The organism is Microbacterium barkeri, from assembly GCF_027921765.1.
Taxonomy (GTDB): domain Bacteria; phylum Actinomycetota; class Actinomycetes; order Actinomycetales; family Microbacteriaceae; genus Microbacterium; species Microbacterium barkeri.
This window is the reverse complement of the sequence record NZ_BSEJ01000001.1, coordinates 53221-68497: the sequence shown is the minus strand read 5'-3', so window position 1 is coordinate 68497 and position 15277 is coordinate 53221. Positions and strand designations below refer to the sequence as shown.

The following is a 15277-nucleotide window of genomic DNA, read 5'->3' as shown; positions in this document are numbered from 1 at the left end:
CCGGCTCAGGCGGCGCGGGCGCGGCCGAGCTCGACGAGCTCCGTGATGAGCTCGGAGTACGTCATCCCGGACGCGATCCAGCACTTCGGGAACATCGAGATCGGCGTGAAGCCCGGCATCGTGTTGAGCTCGTTGACGACGATCTCGCCCTCGGGCGTGAGGAACACGTCGACGCGAGCGAGCCCGCGTCCGTCGACGGCCTCGAAGGCCCGGATGCCGACCGCGCGGATCGCCTCGATCTCGTCCTCCGACAGGTCGGCAGGGCACACGACGTCGACGCCCTCGCCGCCGAGGTACTTCCCCTCGAAGTCGTAGAAGTCGCGCGTCGTGAGCACGATCTCGCCGGGGAGCGACGCGCGCGCCTCTCCCCCGTCGCGGCCCTCGAGCATCGCGACCTCGATCTCGCGCCCCCCGATGCCCTTCTCGACGAGCACCTTGTCGTCCTCCGCGAAGGCGATGCGCATGGCCTCGTCGAGCTCCGACGCGTCGTGCGCCTTCGAGACGCCCACGCTCGAGCCCGCGCGCGCGGGCTTCACGAACAGCGGGTACCCGAGCGCGTCGGCCTCGGCGCGGACCGCGTCGGGCGCCGTGCTCCAGCGCGACCGCCGGACGGTCGTCCACGGCGCGACGGGCACGCCCGCCGCCTGCAGCGCGATCTTCATGAAGTGCTTGTCCATGCACAGGGCGGAGTCGAGCACGCCGCCGCCCGCGTACGGGAGCTCGAGGATGTCGAGGAAGCCCTGGATGGTGCCGTCCTCGCCGTGCAGGCCGTGCAGGATGGGCAGCACCGCGTCGACCGCGCCGAGCTCGCGCTCGACGCCATCCGCGTCGCGCACGCGCAGCACGCGGTCGCCGCCGCCTGCGGGCCAGATCACCCGCGTGCCGTTGTCGACGACCTCCGGCAGCCTCTCGGCGTCGAGCCGGAACTTGCCGGGGTCGTCGTCCTCGAGCACGAAGACGCCGTCGCGGGTGATACCGATCGGGATCACCCGGTAGCGGTCACGGTCGATCGCTCCCAGCACCCCGCCCGCCGTCGCGGAGGAGATGGAGTGCTCGCTGGAGCGCCCGCCGAAGAGCACCGCCACTGTCGCCGTCGTCATTCGTCGTCCTCTCGCCCTGGGGGGTGTCGTCGTCTGTGGTGAGGTGCGGCGCGATGTCGCGCGGATCGAGCGTGCCGTCGAGCACCATCCGCACCTGCTCGACGATGGGCATCTCGACGCCCTTCGCCTTCGCGAGCTTGAGGATGGGGGCGACCGAGCCGAGGCCCTCGGCGGTCTGCTCCATCTGCTTCACGACGTCCTGCAGCGTGTAGCCCTGCCCGAGCAGACGTCCTGCCGTGTTGTTCCGGCTGAGGGGCGACTGGCACGTCGCGATGAGGTCGCCGAGCCCCGCGAGGCCCTGCATCGTCTCGGCCTGCGCGCCGTACGCCACCGCGAAGTCGGTCATCTCGACGAGGCCGCGCGTGATGATCGACGCCTTCGTGTTCTCGCCGTATCCGACGCCGTCGACGATGCCGATCGCGACGGCGATGAGGTTCTTCAGCACGCCGCCGAACTCGGTGCCGATGACGTCGGTGTTGACGAAGCTGCGGAAGTACCGGTTGCGCGCCGTGCGCGCGATCCGGTCGGCGGTCTCCTGGCTCGACGACGAGATGACCGCCGCGGTCGGCTGCTCGCGCGCGATCTCGAGCGCGAGGTTCGGGCCGCTCGCGACGGCGATGCGCGCGGGGTCGCAGCCGAGCGCCTGCTCGATGACCTGGCTCATCCGCAGACCCGACTTCTTCTCGACGCCCTTCATGAGGCTCACGACCGGCACGTCGGACGAGCCGATGAGCGGGCGCAGCTGCTTGAGGGTGTCGCGGGCCGACTTGCTCGGCACCGAGAGGTAGATCTGCTCTGCGCCCTCGACGGCCTTCTGGAGAACGTGGGTGGCGCGGATGGACCGGGGCAGGTTGATCCCGGACAGGTACTGCGAGTTGCGCTTGGCCTGGTCGATCTCGTGCGCGAGCTCGGCGCGACGGGCCCACATCGTGACCTGGGCGCCGCCGTCGGCGAGGATCTTGCCGAACGTCGTGCCCCAGCTGCCCGCGCCGAGGACGACGACGCGCTCGGGGATCACAGCTTGCCCGTCTCGGCCTGGCCGTGCTGCGTCGGGTCCCACCGCTCGGGCGGGGCCTTCTCGCCGCGCAGCTCCTCGAGCAGTGCGGTGATCGCGGCCATGAGGCGCTCCGTGCCCTCCTGGATGGCGGCCTGGTCGGTCCGCCCGCGCAGGTCGGACACGTCGAGGGGCTCGCCGATGAGGACGGTGATCGGCTTGCGCAGCGGGAGCAGGGACAGCTTGCCGTAGCGCGGCATGACCGCCTGCGTGCCCCACTGCGCGAGGGGGATGAGCGGGATGTCGCCGGCGAGGGCGAGGCGGATCGCGCCCGACTTGCCGCGCATCGGCCACAGCCCGGGGTCGCGCGTGAGGGTGCCCTCCGGGTAGACGATCACGCCGCGCTCGCTCGAGGCGAGCTCCTTCGCCTGCGCGAGCGCCTGCGCGGCCGCGCCGCGGGATCGCGCGACCGGGACCATCCCGGAGGCCTTCAGCACCCATCCGACGACGGGGATGCGGAACAGGCTCTCCTTCGCGAGGAACCGGGGCGCGCGCCCGGCCCGCCACGTCGCGATCGCGACGATGAGCGGGTCGATCTCGCTGTGGTGATTCGGCGCGAGGACGAACGCACCGCGACGGGGCAGGTTCTCGGAGCCGCGGAGCTCGATCCGCGCGAGCAGCCCGACGAGCGGGATGACGATCGCCGCGAGCGGCCAGAAGATGCTCGGGCGGCTCTTCTCAGGTGAGGCGGGAGCGCCCACCGTCACCCCACGACGTCGAAGTCGGCGCCGAGAGCGGTCAGCTTCTCGAAGAACTTCTCGTATCCGCGGCGGATGATGCCGACGCCCGACACGCGCGACGTGCCCTCCGCTGTGAGAGCGGCGATGACGTGGCTGTATCCGCCCCGGAGGTCGGGGACGACGATGTCGGCGCCGCGCAGCGGCGTCGGCCCCGTGATGACCGCGGCCTGCTCGAGCGCGCGACGCGGCACGCGACGGTAGGGGCCGTCGAGCCCGCGCGGGTGCACGACGATGTCCGCGCCCATCTGGTTGAGCGCCTCGATGAACCCGAAGCGGTTCTCGTAGACGGTCTCGTGCACGACGGACGTGCCGTGCGCCTGGGTGAGCGCGACGATGAGCGGCTGCTGCCAGTCGGTCATGAAGCCGGGGTGCACGTCGGTCTCGACGATGACCGGCTTGAGCGGGGCCTCGCCGCGGCGGAAGCGGATGCCCTCGTCGGTGATGTCGAAGTCTCCGCCGACCTTGCGGTAGACGTTGAGGAACGTGAGCATCTCGTACTGGCGCGCGCCCTTGACGAAGATGTCGCCGTCGGTGGCGAGCGCCGCCGAGGCCCACGACGCGGCCTCGTTGCGGTCGAACAGCGAGCGGTGGTCGTAGCCGCGGAGCTCCTGCACGCCCTCGATGAAGATGACGCGGTTGGGCTCGTAGGAGATGATCGCGCCCATCTTCTGGAGGACGCCGATCAGGTCCATGATCTCGGGCTCGATCGCCGCGTTGCGCAGCTCGGTGACGCCGTTCGCGCGCACGGCCGTGAGGAGCACCTGCTCCGTCGCGCCCACGCTCGGGTACGGCAGCTCGATGTCGGCGCCGTGGAGGCCCTCGGGCGCGGACAGGCGGATGCCGCTCGGCTGCTTGTCGACGATCGCTCCGAAGGCGCGCAGGGCGTCGAGATGGAAGTCGATGGGGCGGTCGCCGATGCGGCAGCCGCCGAGGTCGGGGATGAACGCCTGTCCGAGGAGGTGCAGGAGCGGGCCGCAGAAGAGGATCGGGATGCGCGACGAGCCCGCGTGCGCGTCGATCTCCTCGAAGTTCGCCGACTTCGCGGCGCTCGGGTCGAGGATGAGCGAACCCGGCTCCTCGCCCTCGGAGACGGCCACGCCGTGCACCTCGAGAAGCGAGCGGACCACCTCGACGTCGCGGATGTCGGGCACGTCGCGCAGGGTGCTCGGGGTCTCACCGAGGAGGGACGCGACCATGGCCTTGGTGGCGAGGTTCTTCGCGCCTCGCACGTCGACCTGCCCGCGCAGCGGACGTCCGCCGCGGATCTGGATCACTTCGCCGCTGCGGGATGCCGAAGCGCCCGCGACCTTCGTGTCGCCCAGGAGTGTCATGTGCTGGTGGCCTCACTACCGTTCTGGCGGGTTGTCCGCCGTGCTGACGGGGCCCCGAGCCCCGGGCTCACGGAACGGGGATCGTCCGTGGCCGCCACGCCTCGCGGCGGGCCTCGAACTCCGCGATCTTGTCTTCGTTGCGGAGGGTGAGCCCGATGTCATCGAGCCCCTCGAGGAGCCGCCACCTAGTGTAATCGTCGATCTCGAACCCGGCCGTGAAGTCGCCGAGTACGGCGGTTCGCTCGACGAGGTCGACCGTCATCCGCACGCCGGGCTGCGCCTCGATGGCCGCCCAGAAGCGCTCGAGGTCGGCCTCCGAGATGATGCCCGTCAGCAGGCCCTGCTTGCCCGAGTTGCCGCGGAAGATGTCGGCGAAGCGCGGGCTCAGCACGACCTTGAACCCGAAGTCGCGCAGCGCCCAGACGGCGTGCTCGCGGCTCGATCCGGTGCCGAAGTCGGGCCCCGCCACGAGGATGGATGCGCCCTGGTAGGGCTCCTGGTTCAGGACGAACTCGGGGTCCTGGCGCCAGCCGTGGAAGAGCGCGTCGTCGAAGCCCGTCTTCGTCACGCGCTTGAGGAACACCGCGGGGATGATCTGATCGGTGTCGACGTTCGAGCGCTTCAGCGGAGCGGCGATCCCGGTGTGGGTGGTGAACTTCTCCATGACGGTCTCCTTACGCTCCCGCGCCCGACAGGGCCGGCTGGTCGGCGGATGCGAGGTCGGACGGGCTCGACAGCGTGCCGCGCACGGCCGTCGCCGCCGCGACGAGCGGCGACACGAGGTGCGTGCGCCCGCCCTTGCCCTGGCGCCCCTCGAAGTTGCGGTTCGAGGTGGACGCGCAGCGCTCGCCCGGCGCGAGCTGGTCGGGGTTCATGCCCAGGCACATCGAGCAGCCGGCGAAGCGCCACTCGCCGCCGAACTCCTTGACGATCCGGTCGATGCCCTCGGCCTCGGCCTGGAGCCGCACGCGCGCCGAGCCCGGCACGACCATGACGCGCACGCCGTCGGCCTTCTTGCGGCCCTCGATGATCGACGCGAAGGCGCGCAGGTCCTCGATGCGGCTGTTCGTGCACGAGCCCATGAAGACCGCGTCGACCGGGATCTCCTTGAGCGGGGTCCCCGGGACGAGGTCCATGTACTCGAGCGCGCGCTCGGCGGCTGCGCGCTCGTTCGGGTCCTCGAAGTCGTCGGCGGCCGGCACGACGTCGCTCAGTGAGACGCCCTGACCGGGGTTCGTGCCCCACGTGACGAACGGCTCGAGCTCGTTCGCGTCGATGAAGACCTCGGCGTCGAACACCGCCCCCTCGTCGGTGGGCAGCGTCTTCCAGTACGCGACCGCGTCGTCCCAGTCCTTGCCCCGGGGTGCGTGCGGGCGGCCCTCGAGGTAGGCGAACGTCGTCTCGTCCGGCGCGACCATGCCGGCGCGCGCCCCGGCCTCGATGGACATGTTGCAGATGGTCATGCGCCCCTCCATCGAGAGGGAGCGGATAGCGCTGCCGCGGTACTCGAGGACGTAGCCCTGGCCGCCGCCCGTGCCGATCTTCGCGATCACCGCGAGGATGATGTCCTTCGCCGTGACGCCCGGCTTCAGCTCGCCCTCGACCGTGATCGCCATCGTCTTGAAGGGCTTCAGCGGGAGGGTCTGCGTGGCCATCACGTGCTCGACCTCGCTCGTGCCGATGCCGAACGCCATCGCGCCGAACGCGCCGTGCGTCGACGTGTGGCTGTCGCCGCACACGACCGTGATGCCCGGCATCGTGAGCCCGAGCTGCGGGCCGACGACGTGCACGATGCCCTGCTCGGCGTCGCCCAGCGAGTGCAGGCGCACGCCGAACTCCTCGGCGTTGCGACGCAGCGTCTCGATCTGGGTGCGGCTCGTGAGGTCGGCGATCGGCTTGTCGATGTCGATCGTCGGGGTGTTGTGGTCCTCCGTGGCGATCGTCAGATCCAGCCGGCGGAGACCGCGTCCCTCGGCGCGCAGGCCGTCGAAAGCCTGCGGGCTCGTCACCTCGTGGACGAGGTGGAGATCGATGTAGATGAGGTCGGGCTGGCCGTCCTCGCCCTTCACGACGAGGTGGTCATCCCAGACCTTCTCGGCCAGCGTGCGGGGGCGATCCGGAACCCGGATGTCGTTGGTGCTCATGCTCTTCCTGCTCCTAGCGGTCGTCGGTGTCGGCCTACGACGGACTCCGCGACGGGGAGAGGCCTAGAGCGTGATCCCGTCGCGGCGCATAAGGAGAAGTCGGGCGCACCGCACCCCTTCAGGATAGCAGGGTGCTCACCGACCCCTGTCGATCTGCGAGATCTGCACAGTGCGACGCGGCGCGCCGACCCGCCCTGTGGGCAGATCGACGCGCCGCGTCGTCAGAGTGCTCAGCCGGTCAGCGTCCGGGCTCCGTGACGGCCTTCTCGCGGCGCGCCTCGCGCGAGGACGAGATGAGGCTCGCGATGGTGGCCACGGCCATCGAGCCGACGATGACGCCGAGCGACATCCAGTTGTTGATCTCGGGCACCCAGTCGATGTGGTGGCCGCCGTTGATGAACGGCAGCTCGTTGACGTGCAGCGCGTGCAGGATGAGCTTGACGCCGATGAACGCGAGGATGAACGCGACGCCGTAGTGCAGGTACTTGAGCTTCTCGAGCAGGTCGCCGAGGAGGAAGTACAGCTGCCGCAGGCCCATGAGCGCGAAGATGTTCGCCGCGAAGACGAGGAACGGCTCCTGCGTGATGCCGTAGATCGCGGGGATCGAGTCGATCGCGAACATGAGGTCGGTCACGCCGATCGAGACGAACACGATGATCATCGGGGTGAGCATCTTCTTGCCGTTCACGACGGTGCGGAGCTTCGCCCCGTCGTACTCGTCGCTGATGTCGACGAATCGGCGGAGGGTCCGGACGATGAAGCTCTCGGTCTGCTCGTCGGCCTCGTGCTTCTCCGGCAGGGCCTGGCGCACGGCGGTGAAGATGAGGAACGCGCCGAAGATGTAGAAGATCCAGCTGAGGTTCTCGATGAGGGCGGCGCCGAGCAGGATGAACGCGGCGCGCAGCACGAGCGCGATGATGATGCCCACCATCAGCACCTCCTGCTGGTAGCGGCGGGGCACCGAGAACTGCGTCATGATCAGCACGAAGACGAACAGGTTGTCGATCGACAGGCTGTACTCCGTCAGCCAGCCCGCGACGAACTCGCCCGCGTGCTGCGCGTCGCCGAGGAACCAGAGGGCGCCGGCGAAGATGAGCGCGAGAGTGACGTAGAACACGACCCACAGCGTCGACTCGCGCGTCGACGGGATGTGCGGCCGCTTGAGGATGATGAGGAGGTCGGCGACGAGGATGAGGGTCAGGATCACGAGGGATCCGACCTGGAACCAGACAGGGATGTCCAAGCTCAGGGCCTTTCGGAGGGGACGACGGTATGCGAAAGTCTCTCCCCCGTGCTGCGCACGGTGCCTGACCGGGACCCCTCCGTCGAGGTCCGTGATGACGAGCAGGCGTTGACGGGATACTCCCCTTCGACCATCAGGATACCCAAGCGGCCAGGGCGGATGGTTGCATGTGAGACGAACGCGCTCTCGCCGGACACCTGATCGATGAGAGACGACGTATCCGCATCGGGAGGCGCGATGGACGACGCACAGCGCGACGCCGAGCTCGTCGCCGCCGCGAGGGCGGGCGACGAGGTCGCGTTCCGCGCGCTCTACCGTCGGCATGCCCGACCTGTGTACTGGATCGCGCACCGCCTCGTCGGATCCGATGCCGACGCGGAGGACGTCACGCAGGAGACGTTCGTCACGGCGTGGCGGAAGATCGCGGGGCTCGAGCTCGTCGGCGAATCGCTGCTGCCGTGGCTCGCCGCGATCTGCCGCCTCCAGGCCGCGAACCGGATCCGCGCGCGACGGCGCGCTGCCGCCGACGAGGTCGACGAGGCGCTTCCGAGCCTCGTGAGCGTCGAGCAGCAGGTGCTCGACGCGCGGCTCGCCGAGCGCATCGTCGAGGAGGTCGGCACGCTGAGCCCCCTGGACCAGCGGATCTTCCGGCTGTGCGCGGTCGACGGGTACGCCTATGCCGCGGCCGCCGAGGAGCTCGGCGTCGGCCACGGGGTCGTCCGCAATCGTCTCTCCCGCATCCGCACGCGCCTGCGTGCCGTCGTCGGAGAGGAGTCGTGATGGACGAGAGGGAGTACGCCGTGCTGCCCGAGGTGCCTGCCGAGGTCATCGACCGCATCGAGGAGCGGGTGTTCGCGGCGATCGACGAGGAGCGGGACCGCGATCGCGCGCTGCGTCCGGCACCGCGACGGCGTCGGATGTGGCCGGGGATCGTCTCGGGAGCCGCGGTGCTCGTCCTCGCGCTCGCGATCGCCCCGGCTGCCGTGTCCTGGTTCGATCAGCCGCGCGGCTCGGAAGCCGCCTACGACGGCTCGGCGAGCTCGAGCGAGGGCGGCGAGTCCGCTCCCCTGCAGGGCGAGAGCGTCACGGCGCCGGTCGAGGGCGACGACGCCGCAGCCGACAGGGAGGTGATCCGCACGGGATCCGCCTCGGTCGAGGTCGACGACGTCGATGACGCGATCGACGACATCCGCGCTCTCGTCGAGCGGCACAGAGGGCACGTCGAGGGGCTCCGCGTGACCGAGGCGGCCGCGGAGGACGCCGCGCTCCCCGGGGCGAGCTGGGTGACGGTGCGCGTGCCGGCCGACGACCTCGACGCCGTCGTCGACGCGCTCGGCGATGTCGGCGAGGTCCACGACACGGAGCTCTCGGCGCAGGACGTCACGACGCAGGCGGTGGATCTGCGCGCGCGCATCGCGGCGGCGCAGGCGTCGGTCGACCGGCTCACCGAGCTCATGGCGCAGGCGCGGTCGGTCTCGGAGCTGCTCGAGGCGGAGCAGTCGCTCTCGGAGCGGCAGGCGCAGCTCGAGTCCTACCAGCAGGAGCTCGCGCTCCTCGAGGACCAGGTCGCGATGTCGAGCCTCACGATCACGCTCACCACGGAGCCCCCCGTGACGGCGCCGGACCCGGCCGGCTTCCAAGACGGACTCGTCGCCGGCTGGAACGGCCTCGTGGCGGCCGTGAGCGGCGCAGTCGTCGCGCTCGGCTTCCTCCTCCCGTGGCTGGGGGCGGCCTCGATCGTCGCAGGAGCGTGCTGGCTCGTGGTCCGCCTGCGCAGGCGGCGGCGCGCACGCGGAGAGGCCGTTCCGGAAAACCGGCGCTGATCGGCCAGACACGCGCGGGCGACCGCAGGAGGGGGCCTCGATTTGCCCGCCCCTGTCTCTCCGTGTCATACTCTTCTGGTGCCCGGGAACGGGAAGAACACGAAGAACTGAACACAGACTACGGCCCCATCGTATAGCGGCCTAGTACGCCGCCCTCTCACGGCGGTAACGCGGGTTCGAATCCCGCTGGGGTCACCGTAGAGAAGAAGCCCGGATCCGAGGATCCGGGCTTCTTCGCGTTCCGGGTGGTTGACTGATCCTCATGCGCGTCACGAAGCACGAACATGCCGCCCTCCGCATCGAGAAGGACGGGGCGACGCTCGTCGTCGACCCGGGATCGTTCACCGCCGCCCTGCCGGACATCTCCGATCTGGCGGGCATCGTCATCACCCACGAGCACCCGGATCACTGGACCCCCGAGCACCTCGCGGCGCTCCGCGCGCGCCACCCGTCGGCTCCCGTCTTCACGACGCGCGCCGTCGCTGCGCAGCTCGACGGCGACGCGGTCGTCGTCGCATCGGGCGACAGCGCGACCGCCGGCCCCTTCCGCCTCTCGTTCCACGGCGGCGTGCACAACGAGATCCACTCCTCGATCCCGCTCGTCGAGAACATCGGCGTCTTCGTCGACGACCTCCTCTACTACCCCGGTGACTCATACGCGCTCCCCGGGCGCGAGGTGCCACTGCTCGCCGCCCCGATCGGCGCGCCCTGGCTCAAGATCGGCGAGGCGATGGACTTCGTCCTCGCGGTCGCGCCGCGCGCGGCGTTCGGCACCCACGACGTGCCGCTGTCCGCACAGGGCCTCGCGATGCACCGCGGGCGCCTGCGCTGGGCCACCGAGCAGGGCGGCGGCGTCTTCCACGACCTCGACGCGGGCGACGCGATCGACGTCGGCTGATCGGGAGCCGCGGGTCGGCCCGGGCAGAATGGCGTCATGCCCATCCTCAACAAGGACATGTCGGTCTGCATCTCGCTCTCGGGCCGACCCTCGAACATCGGCACGCGGTTCCACAACTACCTCTACGAGGAGCTGGGCCTGAACTTCGTGTACAAGGCCTTCACGATCGACGACATCGAGGGCGCCATCCGCGGCGTGCGGGCCCTCGGCATCCGCGGCTGCTCGGTGTCGATGCCGTTCAAGGAGGCCGTCATCCCGCTCGTCGACGAGATCGAGCCCTCGGCCGAGGCGATCGCCTCGGTGAACACGATCGTCAACGACGGCGGCCGCCTCATCGCCTCGAACACCGACTACGAGGCCGTCGCCGAGCTGCTCGCGGCGCATGACGTGGACCCCGCACTCCCGGTGGTCGTGCGGGGTTCGGGTGGGATGGCCAAGGCCGTGGTCGCGGCCTTCCGGGGCGCGGGATTTGACCGCCTGACCGTGGTCGCGCGCAACCCGCAGGCCGGACCGGCCCTCGCCGACGCCTACGGGTACCGGTGGGCGCCGACCGACCCCGAGCCGGGCGAGGGCGTGATCGTCAACGTGACGCCGCTCGGCATGGACGGCCCCGACGCCGACGCGCTGGCCTTCTCGCCCGCGCACGTGGAGGCCGCCGACGTCGTCTTCGATGTCGTCGCCTTCCCCTCGGAGACGCCGCTCGTGCGGGCGGGACGCGACGCCGGCAAGCGGCTGATCACGGGCGCCGAGGTCATCGCCCTGCAGGCCGCCCGTCAGTTCGCCCGGTACACGGGCATCACGCCGACGCCCGATCAGGTGCGCCGGGCCTCCGAGTTCTCGCGCGCCGGCTGACGCGGCGGAGCGCCTTCCCCGCGACGCGCGGCCGGGGAGTACCGTGCTGTGCACGACAGACCCGCGCGGGCGGGGCGGCTCGACAGGAAAAGGCGGGAACGACGATGTCCGACCAGGTCTACCTCTACATCGCGCTCGGCATCTACTTCGCGGGCATGCTCGCGATCGGCTTCTTCGCCGCCCGCCGCACGAAGGACCACGAGGACTACATGCTCGCGGGGCGCAACCTGCCGCCCTGGGTCGCCGCTCTCTCGGCGGGCGCGTCGGACATGTCGGGATGGCTCGTGATGGGACTCCCGGGCGCGATCTACGCGACCGGCCTCATCGAGGCCTGGATCGCGATCGGGCTCACGATCGGCGCCTACCTGAACTGGCTCATCGTCGCGCCCCGGCTGCGCGCGTACACCGAGGTCAGCAACAACTCGATCACCGTGCCGAGCTTCTTCGAGAATCGGCTGAAGGACCGGTCGCGGCTGCTCCGGATCGTCTCGGCCCTCATCATCCTCGTCTTCTTCACGCTCTACATCTCATCGGGGATGGTCGCCGGCGGCGTGTTCTTCGAGAGCTCGTTCGACGGCGACTACCTCGTGGGCATGCTCCTCGTCACGGGCGTCACACTCGCCTACACCCTGTTCGGCGGCTTCCTCGGCGCATCTCTCACCGACGTCGCGCAGGGCCTGCTCATGATGGTCGCACTCATCCTCGTGCCGGTCGTCGCCATCGCGAACGTCGGCGGGCTGGGCGCCGTCGGCGAGGCGATCGCCTCGGCATCGCCCGACGCCCTCTCGTTCACGGGCGGCGAGGCGCTGTCCGGTGCCACGGTGCTCGCGATCGTGTCGGCCCTCGCGTGGGGCCTGGGCTACTTCGGGCAGCCGCACATCATCGTGCGCTTCATGGCGCTGCCGTCGCCGGCAGGGGCGAAGCCCGCCCGGCGCATCGGGATCGGCTGGATGGTGATCTCGATGGGCGGCGCGGTCATCGCGGGCCTCGCGGGCATCGCCTACTTCGACCAGCCCGGCGTCGAGGAGCTCGCGAACCCCGAGACGGTCGTGCTGCGGATGTCGCAGATCCTGCTGCACCCGCTCATCGCCGGCTTCGTGCTCGCCGCCGTCCTCGCCGCCATCATGAGCACGATCTCGAGCCAGCTCATCGTGTGCTCCTCGGCACTCGTCGAGGACCTCTACAAGGTCGTGCGGAAGGCTCCGCCGCGTGACCGCACGCTGGTGATCCTGGGGCGCTCGTGCGTCCTCGCCGTCGCGATCGTCGCGGCACTCCTCGCCATCAGCCCCAACGACACGATCCTCGGGCTCGTGGCGTTCGCCTGGGCCGGGTTCGGTGCGTCCTTCGGGCCGCTCATCCTCCTCAGCCTGTTCTGGAAGCGCCTCACGGCGTGGGGCGTCCTCGCCGGCATGGTCTCCGGCTCCGTCATCGTCTTCACATGGCCGCTGCTCGGCACCGGCGTGTACGAGCTGCTCCCGGGCTTCATCGGCGCCCTCATCATCGCCGTGCTCGTCAGCCTCGCGACGTACCGCGCGAACGCGGACATCGAGCGGGAGTTCACGGACACCGCCGCTCTGACCATCGCGCGGCCCGGGGCGCCCGCGTGAGCATCGGCATCCGCCGGTGGTGGCAGGGCCCGCTCGACGTCGAGGGCCTCGCGATCACGGCGGTCTCCGCGGCGGCGGATGGCGCGCGTGCTGTCGCGCGCGCCCGCGGACTGTCCGTCTCGGTGGACACGTCCTCCGAGCTCATCCGATCGGCGTTCGAGACGGTCGAGCACGCCCGCGTCGACGGCCGGAGCGTGTCGCCGTGGGCTGATCTCTCGGGCTTCGTCGCCTGCGCCGACGGGTTCGCGCGTCTGCACGGCAACTACCCGCACCATGCCGACGCCATCCGCCGCGCACTGGGGGTCGAGACGCGGCGCGAGCTCGACGCGCGCGCTGCCGGCATGCCCGCGCAGGAGCTCGAGGACACGGTCGTCGCGGCGGGCGGCATCGCGGCCCGCGTGCGCACGGCCGATGAGTGGAAGGACCATCCACACGGACGCGTGACGCATGACGCGGCCTGGACCGAGGTGGTCCCGGACGGGGAGAGCCGCATCGCGCCTTCCGACATCGCCCCGCTCGCGGGCGTGCGGGTCGTCGATCTCACCCGCGTGCTCGCGGGACCGACGTGCACGCAGCTCCTCGCCTGCCTCGGCGCCGACGTGCTGCGGGTCGATCCGCCCGACCGGCCGGAGATCCTCGAGCAGCACCTCCTGACGGGGATGGGCAAGCGCTCGATCGAGCTCGATCTCGCGAGCCGCGCCGCCGACGCGCGGGCTCTCGTCGCCGACGCCGACGTCGTCGTGCTGGGCTACCGTCCCGGTTCCCTCGACCGCTTCGGACTGACGCCGACCTCCCTCGCGGCCGATCACCCGGGCCTCATCGTCGCGACCCTCTCGGCGTGGGGCGAGGACGGCCCCTGGGGTGCCCGTGCGGGATTCGACTCGATCGTCCAGGCGGCGACGGGGATCGCAGACCGGTGCGCCGACGCCGACGGACGACCGGGCGCGCTGCCCGTGCAGGCGCTCGACTTCGCGACGGGATACGTGCTGGCCGCGCGCGTGCTCGAGCTCCTCGCCTCGGGGCGCGGCGGTCTCGTGCGGGCAAGCCTCCTCGGCGCGGCGCGGGCGCTCCTCGCGTCTGCGCCGCCGCCCGAGGCCGACGACGAGGTGTCGATGGGGACGACGATGGTGAACGTCAGCTCCCCGCACGGCACGCTCTTCCTGCCCCCTCCCCCGGTCCTCCTCGACCGCCGCTCGATCGAGCGCGACGTCGGCGGGTACGGCGCGGCCGCACCCGCCTGGCGCTGACATCCGGCTCAGCGCCCGCCGCGGGCCCTGCGCTCTCCCTCGGCGAGCCGCGCGAGCGCGACCGCGCCGACGAGGAGGCCGAAGTCACGCAGCGCCACGTCGAAGTAGCCGGGCAGGGTCGCCAGATTCACGATGATCCCGAGCAGCCACGCCGCCACGACCCACGCGCCCCAGCGCGGGAGAATCGCGACGAGCACGCCGGCGGCGATCTCGACGACCCCGACGACGCGCATGGCGAACACGTCGTCGCCGGGGAGGATCGCGTCGATCCAGGGCGCGAGATAGATCGTCCAGTCGACGAGGAGATTCGTGAACTTGTCGAGCCCGAAGAGGATCGGCGCGACGGTGAACACGGTGCGGAGCAGCAGGAACGCCTGGTGCGTCGGTGAGCGGAGATCGCCGACCCCGGTGAGCGTCTCTGCTCGGGAACTGCGGAGTGTCGACATGAGCGTCGTCCTTTCTATCGGAAGTTACTCCGAACGTTAGAAGGAGGGTAGTCTTTCGTCAAGAGGATTCTCCGAAAGAAGGCGGACGAGATGACCGATGCCGATTCCGAGGCCACCCGCCGGATCCGCGGGCTCGCCGATCCGCTCCGCCGCGCCATCTACGCGTTCCTCAGCCGCCAGCGCCACGCGGTCACGCGTGACGAGGCGGCGAGCGCGCTCGACATCCCGCATCACCAAGCGAAGTTCCACCTCGACCGCCTCGAGCAGGACGGCCTCGTGACGGTCGACTACGCCCGCCCGCCCGGGCGCACCGGCCCGGGCGCGGGGCGACCCGCCAAGCGGTACCGCCCTGCCGAGAGCGAGATCGCCGTCTCGGTGCCGCCGCGTGGCTACGACGTCGCGGGTGATCTGCTCGCCCGCGCGATCACGCGCAGCGCGGCCGACGGCATCCCGGTGGCGGAGGCGGTCGTCGACGTCGCGCGAGCCAGGGGCCGCGCGATCGCCGCGGCGCGGGGCGCCGAGCCGCCCGTCTCCGCGTCCGCCGCGCGGGAGGCGGCCGAGGACATCCTGCGCGGCGAGGGATACGAGCCCGAGCGCGACGGGCCCACCACGGTGCTGCGGAACTGCCCGTTCCATCGACTCGCCCAGGATCACCGCGACCTGGTGTGCGGCATGAACTGCGCGCTCATCGACGGAGTGGGCGACGCGCTCGCGCCGCACTCGCCCGCGGTCGCCCTCGAGCCGGAGGACGGCCGCTGCTGCGTCACCCTCCGCGAGGGGGCCTAGCGGCCG

At 70.9% G+C, this 15277-nt stretch carries 15 protein-coding genes and 1 tRNA gene; 8 read left to right on the top strand and 8 right to left on the bottom strand.

Annotated features, from left to right (window positions below):
• Positions 1-5: 5 nt before the first annotated feature.
• The 7 genes from PKE79_RS00370 to PKE79_RS00340 form a co-directional block, all read right to left on the bottom strand.
• Positions 6-1100, bottom strand: coding sequence for a D-alanine--D-alanine ligase family protein (locus tag PKE79_RS00370; RefSeq protein ID WP_271171680.1), 1095 nt, complete (start codon positions 1098-1100; stop codon positions 6-8).
• On the bottom strand, positions 1000-2115 hold the full coding sequence (locus tag PKE79_RS00365; RefSeq protein WP_374727769.1) for an NAD(P)H-dependent glycerol-3-phosphate dehydrogenase: 1116 nt from the start codon (positions 2113-2115) through the stop codon (positions 1000-1002). The genes PKE79_RS00370 and PKE79_RS00365 overlap by 101 nt, the downstream gene beginning before the upstream one ends.
• Positions 2115-2861, bottom strand: a complete 747-nt coding sequence (locus tag PKE79_RS00360) for a lysophospholipid acyltransferase family protein (RefSeq protein ID WP_271171678.1) — start codon at positions 2859-2861, stop codon at positions 2115-2117. The genes PKE79_RS00365 and PKE79_RS00360 overlap by 1 nt, the downstream gene beginning before the upstream one ends.
• A complete protein-coding gene (gene murA, locus PKE79_RS00355) occupies positions 2858-4225 on the bottom strand; it encodes a UDP-N-acetylglucosamine 1-carboxyvinyltransferase (protein ID WP_271171677.1) in 1368 nt (455 codons plus the stop codon). Before murA ends, PKE79_RS00360 begins: the two co-directional genes overlap by 4 nt.
• Before the next feature lie 67 nt (positions 4226-4292).
• Positions 4293-4889 (bottom strand): 3-isopropylmalate dehydratase small subunit, encoded by a 597-nt coding sequence (gene leuD / locus PKE79_RS00350; RefSeq protein WP_271171676.1) that lies wholly within the window; start codon positions 4887-4889, stop codon positions 4293-4295.
• Between the two features lie 10 nt (positions 4890-4899).
• Entirely contained in the window at positions 4900-6369 is a 1470-nt protein-coding gene (leuC, locus tag PKE79_RS00345; protein ID WP_271171675.1) for a 3-isopropylmalate dehydratase large subunit, read from the bottom strand.
• Between the two features lie 238 nt (positions 6370-6607).
• On the bottom strand, positions 6608-7612 hold the full coding sequence (locus PKE79_RS00340; RefSeq protein WP_271171674.1) for a TerC family protein: 1005 nt from the start codon (positions 7610-7612) through the stop codon (positions 6608-6610).
• Positions 7613-7849: 237 nt separating this feature from the next.
• On the opposite strand from PKE79_RS00340, the gene PKE79_RS00335 reads away from it, so the two are divergent.
• From PKE79_RS00335 to PKE79_RS00305, 7 genes are all read left to right on the top strand, one after another.
• Positions 7850-8392 (top strand): RNA polymerase sigma factor, encoded by a 543-nt coding sequence (locus tag PKE79_RS00335; protein WP_271171673.1) that lies wholly within the window; start codon positions 7850-7852, stop codon positions 8390-8392.
• The gene (locus PKE79_RS00330; RefSeq protein ID WP_271171672.1) at positions 8392-9435 is read left to right on the top strand and encodes a DUF4349 domain-containing protein; all 1044 of its coding nucleotides are present in this window, start codon (positions 8392-8394) and stop codon (positions 9433-9435) included. Before PKE79_RS00335 ends, PKE79_RS00330 begins: the two co-directional genes overlap by 1 nt.
• A gap of 122 nt (positions 9436-9557) precedes the next feature.
• Positions 9558-9630 (top strand) — tRNA-Glu (locus PKE79_RS00325).
• A gap of 67 nt (positions 9631-9697) precedes the next feature.
• A complete protein-coding gene (locus tag PKE79_RS00320; RefSeq protein ID WP_271171671.1) occupies positions 9698-10333 on the top strand; it encodes an MBL fold metallo-hydrolase in 636 nt (211 codons plus the stop codon).
• A gap of 36 nt (positions 10334-10369) precedes the next feature.
• Positions 10370-11185 carry a shikimate 5-dehydrogenase gene (locus PKE79_RS00315; RefSeq protein WP_271171670.1) on the top strand — a complete coding sequence of 272 codons (816 nt, stop codon included), beginning with the start codon at positions 10370-10372 and terminating at the stop codon, positions 11183-11185.
• Positions 11186-11289: 104 nt separating this feature from the next.
• The gene (gene putP / locus PKE79_RS00310) at positions 11290-12792 is read left to right on the top strand and encodes a sodium/proline symporter PutP (protein ID WP_271171669.1); all 1503 of its coding nucleotides are present in this window, start codon (positions 11290-11292) and stop codon (positions 12790-12792) included.
• Entirely contained in the window at positions 12789-14039 is a 1251-nt protein-coding gene (locus PKE79_RS00305; RefSeq protein WP_271171668.1) for a CoA transferase, read from the top strand. The genes putP and PKE79_RS00305 overlap by 4 nt, the downstream gene beginning before the upstream one ends.
• Positions 14040-14047: 8 nt before the next feature.
• On the opposite strand, the gene PKE79_RS00300 is transcribed toward PKE79_RS00305, so the two are convergent.
• Positions 14048-14485 carry a hypothetical protein gene (locus tag PKE79_RS00300; protein ID WP_271171667.1) on the bottom strand — a complete coding sequence of 146 codons (438 nt, stop codon included), beginning with the start codon at positions 14483-14485 and terminating at the stop codon, positions 14048-14050.
• A gap of 90 nt (positions 14486-14575) precedes the next feature.
• Here PKE79_RS00300 and PKE79_RS00295 point away from each other — a divergent pair, with 90 nt between their 5' ends.
• Positions 14576-15271, top strand: a complete 696-nt coding sequence (locus PKE79_RS00295; RefSeq protein WP_271171666.1) for a helix-turn-helix transcriptional regulator — start codon at positions 14576-14578, stop codon at positions 15269-15271.
• Positions 15272-15277 lie beyond the last annotated feature (6 nt).